The sequence below is a fragment of the Algoriphagus sp. NF genome (assembly GCF_028823735.1).
In the GTDB taxonomy this organism is placed as follows: domain Bacteria; phylum Bacteroidota; class Bacteroidia; order Cytophagales; family Cyclobacteriaceae; genus Algoriphagus; species Algoriphagus marincola.
Window position 1 is genome coordinate 1 of record NZ_JAPEIB010000063.1, and the last position, 10,778, is coordinate 10,778.

Sequence of the window (10,778 nt, forward strand, 5' to 3'; positions counted from 1 at the left end):
CACAGGAATGGACTCTTCGGCAGAGTATCGATACGGCGATGCAATACAATAAGACGTTGCAAATGGCTGTTAATCAGAGTTCTTCTGCTGAGTTGAAAAATCAGGAATCCAAGAGTCAGTGGCTGCCCAAAATCATGGCGAGTGCTGACTATAAATATTTCACGCAACTTCCCTATCAGATTCTTCCCCAAGCTGCTTTTGGTGGACCTGAGGGAGTGTTTCGTGCCGTGCAGTTTGGCGTGCCGCATACCATCATGGGCAATCTCAATCTTCGCATGCCCATCTACGATCCGCAGTTGATGGCTGGAATTCAGGTTTCGGAATCTTTTCAAGAGTTGAGCAAGTGGCAGCAGGTCAGAACCGAAGAGCAGATTTATCTGGAAGTATCCAACCTCTACTTCAATGCACAGATCGTGAAAAATAAGCTGACTTTTCTCCAAGACAATCAAGTCAATGGGCAAAAGCTTGAGAGGAATGTGCGTTTGCTTTATGAACAGAAGCTTTCCAGCCGAACCGATTTGGACAAAGTGATCCTTCAAAATCAGCAGCTGGAATCCCAGATTTTCCAGCTTCAAAGTCAATATGTGACGATCCTTCAGCAGCTCAAGTTGGTCATCGGTCTGCCGCTAGATCAATCCATCGAAGTGGTGTCAACGATTCAAATCGAGGAATCCGAAATTCCCAATCCAGGGCTGACCTCAGACCTTCGGATTCAGAAAGTGCGAGAGAAAATGCTCGGACAAGAACTCAAAGCCATCAAAAATTCCCGGATTCCCAGTATAAACTTAGTTGCCAACTATGGCACCACAGGCTTTGGATACCGTGGAGAGCCGGAGTCCTTTTTGGATTTCTATCCACAGAGTTTTCTGGGAGCACAGGTGAGTTTTCCAATTTTCAACGGGACAGTCACTTCCAAGAAAATCCGCCAAAAGGAACTCGAACTCACCAATGCCAGCCTTCAGAAATCCCTGATAGCCGATCAGACTCGAGTGCAATATGAAGCTGCATTGCGACTGCAGGCTACTGCTAAAAAGCAAATCGAAACGACCCAGTATCAGATCGGACTAGCTCAGTCCATTTACGATAAGTCCATCCTTTTGCAGCAGGAAGGATTAGCCACCTTGACCGATATTCTTCTTGCCGATCAATCCCTTCGATCTGCTCAACAAGCCCATCTCGATGCGATGGTCGAGTACCTCAGAGCCACCCTCGAACTCAAAAAATCATCTGCTACTCTACTCAATTGATTGAACAATGAAAAAGATACTCATTTATATCATCCCATTGGCCCTCTTCGCAATTGTAGCGGTCCGGCTGGTATCCAACAAGAAAACCACCCAAGAGCGGGTCTATGTCTATGACAAAGAACAAACCGTTCCCGTTTTTGCGGTAAAAGTGTCCGAAGGTCAGCTGGATAATCAGCGGGGCTTTTCCGGGGTGATTGAGCCGATCCGCGAAAGTAAAATCAGTGCCGAAGTACAGGGAAAAGTGACCCGAGTGGCTGTGGAAGTCGGTCAGAAAGTAGCGGCTAATCAGGTACTGGTGCAGCAGGATGTGGCTTTACTTCAGCTGCAGCTCAAGGCAGCCGAGGTGCAAAAAGGCGGTCTCGAAGCGGATCTCAAGCGGTATCGGATATTGGTCGAAAATGAAGCTATTCAGGGGATTCAGCTCGAAAAAACAGAGCTAGCCTTGGCAGGATTGGAAGTCCAACTGGCCACCTTAAAAGAACAAATCGCCAAATCATCGATCCGAGCTCCTTTTGGGGGAATCGTCACCGCTAAAATGACCGAGGCCGGAGATTTTGCTGCGCCTGGAAAGCCTTTGATTCAGGTGACAGATCTCAGTCGGGTAAAGTTGACAGTTCAGATTCCTGAAAGCGGCCTGAATTATTTCCAGTCAGGCAGCTCGCAGCTTGTCACGATTAATTCACTTTCTAAGGAAATCCCCGCACAAGTGACTTTGGTGGGAAGTAGAGGATCCATTGGCAACAGCTTTCCGGTAGAGTTGACCTTTGAAAATACTCCGGATCAAGCTGTGAAAGCAGGGATGTTTGGTGAGGTTGTGGTGAAAAACGGAGAAAATTCAGGAGGATTGATTATTCCTTCTTCGGCTTTGGTGGGTTCCGAATTTGAGCCTCAGGTCTATGTGATTCAGGATGGAAAAGCCAAACTCCGAGCTATCCAAATCGCGAAGCGAGTGGGTGATCAACTCCTTTTGAAAAGCGGAATCAAACCCGGTGATGTGGTCATTGTCGGTGGCTTGGTCAATGTATTTGAAGGAGCAAATGTGGAACCCAATTTTTCTTCTGAGCGATGAACATTACCTCCATATCCATCAATCGGCCCTCGCTGATCATCGTAATGTTCAGTTTATTTGTCCTCTTGGGATACATTGGCTTTACCAATCTGTCCTATGAACTGATGCCGGATTTCAATCAGCCGGTGTTGGTCATCAAGACGGGCTATCCCGGTGCTTCGCCCGATGAGGTCCAGTCTTCAGTGTCAGAGAAAATCGAGGACGCACTATCCAACTTAGAGGGCGTAGATTATCTGGTCACCAAGTCCATGCCCAATGCTTCAGTCGTGATTGCCAACATGAATTATGGAGTCGATCTCGATCAGGCCATGCAGGATGCGCAGCGCTACATGGACAATATTTCCAAGGACCTGCCGGAGGATGTGCTTTCTCCGGTGATGACCAAGGTTTCGCCCAATGATCTTCCGATCATGTCCATCACTTCTACCAGCGACTTGGAATCCAAGGTGTTTTATCAGAAAATGGTGGATGATTTTATCCCTCAGATTCAGCAATTAAAAGGAGTCGCAGAAATCACCGTGCTCGGAGGAGAGCAGCGGGAGATTCAGGTCAAAGTGAATCCTGAAAAGTTGCGGTACTACCAGATTTCCCTTCCTCAAGTGGTGGAAGCGATCAATCGAGCGGGCTTGGATGTGCCTGCCGGAAATGTGCAGACAGATCAGATTCAAAATGCGGTACGTCTGAGTGGCAAGTTCAGTGATTTGGAAGAAATCGAGCAGGTTCAAGTCGCGATGCCCATGCCGGGTTCTCCGATCTATGTTCGGGATTTGGCGGTGGTCAAAGATGGTACCAAGGAAATCACTTCGGTCAGCCGATTCAACGGCAAGGAAGGAATCGGTCTTTTGCTCAAAAAGCAAGGAGATGCCAATGCAGTGGATGTTTCGAAAGCTGTCCGGGACAAACTTTCCCAAATCGAAACACAATATGAGTCAGCAGGTGTGTCTTTTGTCATCGCTGATGACAGCACCGACAATACCATCGCTGCAGTAAATGCTGTGGTTTTTGACTTGGTTTTAGCAGTGATCTTGGTGGCTTTGGTCATGCTCCTCTTTTTGCGAAGCTTCAGAAATTCCCTGATCGTATTGGTCGCTATTCCCACTTCCTTGGTGACCGCTTTTGCGGTGATGTGGCTTTTGGGCTATACGCTCAATCTGATGACTTTGCTTGCTATGTCTCTGATTATCGGGATTTTGGTAGATGATGCGACGGTGGTTTTGGAGAATATTCAGCGCCATTTGGATATGGGAAAAGACAAGAAGTCGGCGGCTATGGATGGTCGGATGGAAATTGGCTTTTCAGCGCTGTCCATCACACTCGTGGACGTAGTGGTTTTCTTACCGATCCTGTTCCTTCAGGTTTTTGTAGCCGATATGCTCAAGCAGTTTTCGGTAGTGGTGATTACCTCGACCATGACCAGTTTGCTGGTTGGGTTTACGCTAACACCCTGGATGGCTTCCCGTATTGGCAAGGCTGAGGATTTGAGTCCTACTAATGCTTTTAACCGATTTTTGATTGGCTTTGAGCATCAGTTGGACCGGTTTATTGCTTGGTATGGCCGACAGTTGACTTGGGTGCTAAATCATAAGTTGGCTTTCACCGGTATAGTCATTCTGCTTTTCGTGATGACTGGTGTCATGATGAAGCAGGGGATTATCGGTAAGGAACTGATTGCCACCGGAGATCAGGGCAAGTTCAGACTCTATTTGGAATACGATAAATCCACAAGTGTCAAAGAAAATAACCTCCGCACGCTTCAAGTCGAGCAGTTTCTTTTGCAACAGCCTGAAGTCTCCACGCTTTTTAGCAATGTGGCAGGTCCCACTACCGGCATTGGTAGTTTGGGTGTGGGATTGCCTTATAAGTCAGAGTTGACCGTTCAGCTTTTGGACAAAAAGGAAATTGGGGGGCTTACCACCGAAAAATTCATGAAAGAAGTCCGGGAAGAACTCAAGCGGACTTTTCCCGGAATCAGTTTCTCGATGACTGCTTTGGGGCTTGTTCCCCGTTCGGCCCCGATTGAAATGACGCTCAGCGGACCCCATCAGGAGCAAGTAATGCAGGTGGCGAAGGGTTTGGCCTTGGTGCTGGAGAATATCCCCGGAGCGGATTACGTCAAATTATCGGTTGAAGAGGGAAGTCCCGAGTATCAGGTTATCCCCGATTCGGACAAATTGCAGCGATTGGGTTTGTCCAATGCCATGTTAGGCTTGACACTCCGCAATGCTTTTGCAGGCAATGAAGACGCGACCCTAACCGAATCAGGTACCGAATATCCCGTACGAATTCAGTTGGATAATTTAAACAGGCAGTCGTACGAGGATGTCAAAAACTTCCAGTTGATTAATTCTAAAGGAATGCCGATTGTGCTTTCGCAGGTGGCGGATGTGGTTCAGGCAGACTCTCCTTCGCTTTTGGAAAGAAAAGACCGACAGCCTGCGGTGACTTTGACTGCCGATGCCTTGGGAAGACCTTCTGGCACGGTAGCGGATGAGGTGGTGGCATATCTTAAAGAGCATCCACTTCCCGAAGGAATCAGCCTGGTATGGGGTTCAGATATCAAGCGGCAAAATGACAGTTTTGGTGCTTTGGGGCAGGTTTTGTTGATTTCGTTTTTGCTGATCTACCTGATCATGGTCGCGTTGTATGACAGCTTTGTGTATCCGTTTGTGGTCTTGTTTTCTATCCCGGTGGCAGTCATAGGAGCGATGCTGGCACTCAACCTGACGATGAATAACCTGAGTTTATTTGCTCTTTTGGGGTTGATTATGCTGATGGGCTTGGTGGCCAAAAATGCAATATTGATCGTGGATTTTGCCAATCAGCTGAAGGAAAAAGGAATTCAGACCCGGGAAGCGCTGATTGAGGCCGGGAAAGGGAGGATGCGTCCCATTCTAATGACTACCCTATCCATGGCGATCGGAATGCTGCCTATAGCTCTTGCTAGTGGTACTGGGAGCGAGTGGAAAAATGGTCTCGCGTGGGTGATCATCGGTGGATTGATTTCTTCCTTGATTTTGACAGTTTATCTCGTGCCAATGGTCTATGAATCTATCGATCGATTAAAGGATAAATTTCAAAAACGGAAAAAAATTCAACCGATTAGTCCGGTGTCTTCCGACTAAGATTTAGCTTAATTCAACTGTGGCGGTGCCTTGGGGACTACGCTTAGCGTCTTGGAAGCAAACAAAATCGCCTGAACTATCAGCACCATTACAACTAAGAGGGCGATTTCGAGTTGAGAGTGTGCAGCATCGGAGGAGAAGATTTGGCCCGATCTACTGATTAGATTTTGAGCTTCTTTGACTTGGATTTCGGAAAGGATTTTCAGTTCAGTCAGGGCTTCCTGTAGGGTTGCTTGACTATTCTTCCTTTCCGGGATCCCCTGGAAAATGGCCCAAGTCATTTTTTCAAATCGGTCAAAATGAATTTTTTCTTCTTTGGTGAGTTGGGTCTCCAGATAGTTAAGGTTGATTTGTTCGATTTTCTGCCAATGCGAATAAAGAAGGGATTCTTGAAAATCAGAACCGCTTTCCAAAATCAGTCCAATCGAATGAAGTTCGTCCGAGAGCTGCAAAATGTAGCTCTCGGCGATCAATCTATCCTGATACATCGAATCAAGAACCTTCTGTAGTTCACGGGATTGGGACCGCTCGCTGAGGTTGTTGACCAAAATCAGACAGATCAGCCCTGTCAAAAGCAGGGAGATCTTGGCTTTTCCGCGTATTTGGTAAGTCCATTTCATTTCAGGATTGTTTCGGTGGCAGAGGTCGATCTGAGTGGTTTTTCAACCCGGATGATTTGTAGCTTTTTCAGTCCACCTGGAAGAGTCCATTCCACAGTCATGCCTTGCCTGAAGCCGATCAGTGCCACCCCGAGCGGACTGAGAATGGAGATTCTGTTTTGCTTGAGGTCTGCTTGATGAGGCAACACAAGCTGCAGGTTCATGAATTTACCACTCAGGAGTTCCAGCACCTCAAATCGGGAGTTGAGTTGGATGATGTCTTCTGAAATTGCTTCATCAGAAATGATTTCGGCAGATTTGATCTCTTTTTGGAGAAGACTTACTTCTTTTCCTTTCAGACGGGAAGGAAGATTTTGGAGTAGGGAATGGATAGTTTTATAGTCTGAGTTTGTCAGAATAGGTTTCATCAGTAGTAATTTTTGAAAGGTATAGGTAGCCACACCACTGCGGTTACCTGCTGGAAAATTTGGAGCGTGATTTAGCCCTCCGTTTAGAATACGGAGGGAAAAGTGATAAAAGCCCTACTGTGACACACTACCATCCTCTTAACCCAGTTCATGAAAGAACCTTCTACGGGCGAAAAGTGGGAAGATGGAAGTTGATGAGTTTTCATATTGATTTTAAGGTAAGCAAAGTTACCACAATATCCCATCGTTTGCTAGAGGATGTAATTCTGATGCCAACTCGAATTGGGAGATGATGGCAACACGGTGGCAGGGTGGAATTTTTTTAAAAAAATATTACAGGATATTTTTATCCTTTATTAAAATTCATATACATTTGGGATATCAATTCAGCACGAGATGTTTTCCAAAGCCTGTAAATACGCCATCAACTCTATGGTTTTCCTGGCCACACTGCCGGAAGGTCAGGAGCGTGCAGGTCTCAAGGACATTGCTTTTGCGACCAACTCCCCGGAAGCATTTACTGCCAAAATTCTCCAGACTCTGGTCAGAGAAAATCTGCTTTTGTCGATCAAAGGGCCTAATGGAGGCTTTGAAATCAGCGAAGAGGGTCGTAAAACTCCCCTTTATCGCATCGTACAGGTGATTGATGGCGACTCAATTTTTACAGGCTGCGCACTTGGCCTTCAGGAGTGCTCGGAGAAGCACCCCTGTGCAGTCCATCACAAATTCAAAGCTATCCGGGATCACCTGACCGGTATGATGATGACCACCACACTTCAGGATATGGCATTGGGCATAAATACCGGAATCAGTTTCTTAAAGACATAAAAACACCTAATTAAAAGATAATTAAATCCCTTAATTTCCAAGCAAAATGGCAACTATCGAAGAGAAAAAAGTAGGCAAAATCGTAGCGGAAAACTTCCGAACTGCAAAAGTTTTCACGGAGTATGGGATTGACTTCTGCTGCAAAGGCGGAATCAAACTCTCAGATGCCTGTAGTACGCGGGGCCTGAATGTAGATGAAGTAGTCGAAAAACTGGAAACCATCATGCAAGTGGCCGACCAAAGTCCCTATCAGGAAATGTCCCTCAGTCAATTGATCGATCATATCGTGGGTGTTCACCATAAGTATGTGGAGGAGACTATTCCGGCCTTGAAGTTTTATGTGGAAAAAATTGAGCGGGTTCACGGAGACCGACATCCGGAATTAACTCTCATCCGCCAAGAGTTTTTCGAAGCCGCAGATGCGCTAACCATCCATATGAAAAAGGAGGAATTTGTGCTCTTCCCTTACATCAAAGCGATGGAAGAAGCCAAAACCAACAGCTTCCCGCTTTCAAAGCCACATTTTGGACATATCGAAAACCCGATATCCATGATGGAGGAAGAGCATGACACGGAAGGGGAGCGTTTTCGAAGAATTGACTCCTTGACACAGGGTTATACTGCGCCAGCGGATGCCTGTCAAACTTACCGGGTAGCATTTTCTATGCTGCAGGAGTTTGAGCAGGATTTACATACCCATATCCACTTGGAAAACAATGTGTTGTTTCCAAAAGCTATGGTGCTTTATTCAGAATTAAATTCTTAAATTATAACATCCTTTTAGTTCGAATATCATGAGGATTTCAAAACCAAACGAGCTCTTTATTCGCATCTGGAACCGATGGGCGGTAGGATTTTTCCTGATCGCTGCGCTTTTCGGGGTGACCATGAGAGCATTTCACATCGTGGAAATCCCTGTTCTCGAATACCGTCATATTCTCCATACCCATTCTCATATAGCCCTCTTGGGATGGGGATTTATGATGCTGATCGGAACCATGATATTTGAGCTGGAAGGAAAACAAAACTTTGGGAAAAAATACGGGTGGCTATTCATCGCCTTGCTGGTTTCCCTACTCGGAATGTTGTTCTCCTTCCCAGTGCAGGGCTATGGAGTAGTGAGTATTTCCTTTTCCACCTTGTTTGTGCTCCTTTCTTATGCATTCATCTTCAAGCTTTGGAAGACCCTTGGGCAAAAAGAAAACACCACTGGAATTCGGCTGATTCGATGGTCTCTGATCGGCTATCTGATCTCAACCTTAGGCCTATGGGCTTTGGGGCCTGTGACGGCCACTTTGGGAAGAATGCATGAAATGTATTTCATGACCATTCAGTGGTTTTTGCACTTCCAGCTCAATGCTTGGTTTGTACTCGGCACGCTCGGTTTGATCGTTTTTTTTGCAGAAAAAAGAGGTATTAAGATCTTAATTTCCAGCATTTACCAAGGGCTGTTACTAGGATCGGTATTCTTGACCTTCGCCTTGGCAATTACCTGGGCGGAACCATCACCAATCTTCTTCTGGATCAATTCCTTGGCGGTTTTGATTCAAGCCTTGGCGTACTTCCTCCTTCTTCAAAAAATCATAAGGATTCTTCCTGGGCTTTTCCTTCAGCCCTTTCCCAAAATGCTGATTGTTCTTGCTTTGGGGAGCTTGGTTGCAAAGGCAATTCTTCAGGTTCTTCTGGTATTTCCGGAGGTTGCTGTGATTTCTTATACCATCCGACTGTATGTCATCGGCTTCCTTCATCTGGTTATGTTGGGAGCAATGACTTTCGGAATAGGGGGCTTAGCCATGGAAGAAGGCAGACTTCCTTCCACGCTTTCTTCCAAAATTGGATGGAGCCTCATTTTGGGAGGATTTCTAGGGACCGAACTTCTGCTCTTTGGGCAAGGCACTATGGTCTGGATGCAGTGGGGATACCTTTCATGGTATCACCTGGGACTGTTTGTTTTTTCCGCCCTCTTCCCTTTAGGTCTTGCCTTGTCCTTTATCAGTCTGTTTTCTGAAAAATATGTCCAACCTCAATCCATCTTAAAGTATCCCAACTCTAATCAACTCAATGTCGAAACTATGAAAAAAGTAATGATTTGGTCAATGGGCATCGTAGCGATGCTGATGACCTCCTGTGGTGGCGGAAGCGAATCTCAGACTTCCTCTTCCGAATCGGGTTCCCCTGCTGAAGCCGCTGCGCCCGCTGCGGATCCCAAAGGGATAGGCGAAATAAAATCTGTTGATCTCGGATCGGGCATCGACGCTTCCTTGGCTGACCAGGGAAAGGCTATCGTGGACATGAAGTGCACCGCCTGTCACCAGCTCAATGACAAGCGACTGGTCGGTCCCGGCTTCCAAGGAGTAACCAACCGACGTCGTCCGGAATGGATCATGAATATGATAACCAATGTGGACGTGATGCTGGACCAAGACCCCGAAGCACAAAAGCTTCTGGAAGAATGTCTTACCAGAATGCCAAATCAAAATATCTCCATGGATGATGCAAGAGGTATTCTGGAATTTATGAGAAAAAATGACGAAGAAAAAGTAGGCCAGCGCGATGCTGCCGTGAAATAACCCAGTTAAACTAAAATCCAAATGAACACAAAAAAATGGCTTCTTGCTGCTGGACTGATAGCCGCAGCAATAGCACCCGGATGTAAGCCCAAAGGAGCCCAAAGCGCCATCACAGGAGATGCAGCTTCTAAGGTCTATGTAGCACCAGGTCAGCACGATGAATTTTACAATATTGTCTCTGGTGGATTTAATGGTCAAATGTCGGTCGTGGGTCTTCCTTCCGGCCGAGTATTGAAAATTCTCCCTGTTTTCTCCGTTCATCCTGAAAACGGCTGGGGGTACTCCGAGCAATCCAAGCCCATGCTCAATACTTCCCTGGGCTTTGTGCCTTGGGATGATTTGCACCACATTGCCATCTCCACCACTAACGCGGAGCACGATGCAAGGTGGGCATTTGGCAATGCCAACAACACGCCCCGGATTGCACGAGTGGACTTGAATACCTTCAAAACCGTAGAGATTATAGAAATCCCTAATTCTGCGGGTAACCACTCTTCTCCATTTATCACCCAAAATACCGAGTACGTAGTTGCAGGAACTCGCTTCTCTGTGCCGGTGGGGGATAATCAGGACGTTTCCATTGATTCTTACAAAGACAACTTCAAAGGATACATCTCCTTTATCGGAGTGAATCAAGAAACTGGAGATATGGATCTTTCCTTCCAAATCGAAGCTCCACCCTTCAACTTTGACCTAGCCAGAGCGGGAAAAAATAAATCCCACGGATGGTTTTTCTTCTCCACCTACAATACTGAAATGGCCCACACGCTTTTGGAAGTAAATGCTTCGCAAAAAGACAAGGACTTCATCATGGCGGTCAATTGGAAGAAAGCAGAGGAATACATCAAAGCCGGTAAAGGGATCAAGAAAAAAGTCCGCTACGCCCATAATAAATGGGATGAAGAAACCCATTCG

General features: G+C 46.3%; 8 protein-coding genes and 1 pseudogene. 7 read left to right on the plus strand and 2 right to left on the minus strand.

Features of this window, described 5'->3' with window-relative positions:
• The 3 genes from OU792_RS17870 to OU792_RS17880 all read left to right on the plus strand — a co-directional run.
• The coding region (locus OU792_RS17870) for a TolC family protein (protein ID WP_274670949.1) at window positions 1-1,247 on the plus strand (1,247 nt) is incomplete at its 5' end.
• Between the two features lie 7 nt (window positions 1,248-1,254).
• Window positions 1,255-2,316: an efflux RND transporter periplasmic adaptor subunit gene (locus OU792_RS17875; RefSeq protein ID WP_274670950.1), complete on the plus strand. Its 1,062-nt coding sequence runs from the start codon at window positions 1,255-1,257 to the stop codon at window positions 2,314-2,316.
• A complete protein-coding gene (locus OU792_RS17880) occupies window positions 2,313-5,438 on the plus strand; it encodes an efflux RND transporter permease subunit (protein ID WP_274670951.1) in 3,126 nt (1,041 codons plus the stop codon). The genes OU792_RS17875 and OU792_RS17880 overlap by 4 nt, the downstream gene beginning before the upstream one ends.
• Window positions 5,439-5,446: 8 nt before the next feature.
• Here OU792_RS17880 and OU792_RS17885 read toward each other — a convergent pair whose 3' ends face one another.
• The gene (locus OU792_RS17885) at window positions 5,447-6,058 is read right to left on the minus strand and encodes a hypothetical protein (RefSeq protein ID WP_274670952.1); all 612 of its coding nucleotides are present in this window, start codon (window positions 6,056-6,058) and stop codon (window positions 5,447-5,449) included.
• The gene (locus OU792_RS17890; protein ID WP_274670953.1) at window positions 6,055-6,465 is read right to left on the minus strand and encodes a GreA/GreB family elongation factor; all 411 of its coding nucleotides are present in this window, start codon (window positions 6,463-6,465) and stop codon (window positions 6,055-6,057) included. Before OU792_RS17890 ends, OU792_RS17885 begins: the two co-directional genes overlap by 4 nt.
• Window positions 6,466-6,861: 396 nt before the next feature.
• On the opposite strand from OU792_RS17890, the gene OU792_RS17895 reads away from it, so the two are divergent.
• From OU792_RS17895 to OU792_RS17910, 4 genes and pseudogenes are all read left to right on the plus strand, one after another.
• Window positions 6,862-7,293 (plus strand): RrF2 family transcriptional regulator, encoded by a 432-nt coding sequence (locus OU792_RS17895; protein WP_274670954.1) that lies wholly within the window; start codon window positions 6,862-6,864, stop codon window positions 7,291-7,293.
• Between the two features lie 46 nt (window positions 7,294-7,339).
• Window positions 7,340-8,059: an iron-sulfur cluster repair di-iron protein gene (ric, locus tag OU792_RS17900; protein WP_274670955.1), complete on the plus strand. Its 720-nt coding sequence runs from the start codon at window positions 7,340-7,342 to the stop codon at window positions 8,057-8,059.
• Window positions 8,060-8,087: 28 nt separating this feature from the next.
• On the plus strand, window positions 8,088-9,863 hold the full coding sequence (locus tag OU792_RS17905; protein WP_274670956.1) for a c-type cytochrome: 1,776 nt from the start codon (window positions 8,088-8,090) through the stop codon (window positions 9,861-9,863).
• A gap of 21 nt (window positions 9,864-9,884) precedes the next feature.
• Window positions 9,885-10,778 (plus strand): annotated as a pseudogene (locus OU792_RS17910) (Sec-dependent nitrous-oxide reductase); the annotation flags it as partial.

Bases quoted from the DNA above. Each gene is read 5' to 3' on its own strand.
- OU792_RS17875 (WP_274670950.1), top strand. From the start codon at position 1,255: ATGAAAAAGATACTCATTTATATCATCCCATTGGCCCTCTTCGCAATT.
- OU792_RS17880 (WP_274670951.1), top strand. From the start codon at position 2,313: ATGAACATTACCTCCATATCCATCAATCGGCCCTCGCTGATCATCGTA.
- OU792_RS17895 (WP_274670954.1), top strand. From the start codon at position 6,862: ATGTTTTCCAAAGCCTGTAAATACGCCATCAACTCTATGGTTTTCCTG.
- OU792_RS17890 (WP_274670953.1), bottom strand. From the start codon at position 6,465: ATGAAACCTATTCTGACAAACTCAGACTATAAAACTATCCATTCCCTA.
- ric (WP_274670955.1), top strand. From the start codon at position 7,340: ATGGCAACTATCGAAGAGAAAAAAGTAGGCAAAATCGTAGCGGAAAAC.
- OU792_RS17885 (WP_274670952.1), bottom strand. From the start codon at position 6,058: ATGAAATGGACTTACCAAATACGCGGAAAAGCCAAGATCTCCCTGCTT.
- OU792_RS17905 (WP_274670956.1), top strand. From the start codon at position 8,088: ATGAGGATTTCAAAACCAAACGAGCTCTTTATTCGCATCTGGAACCGA.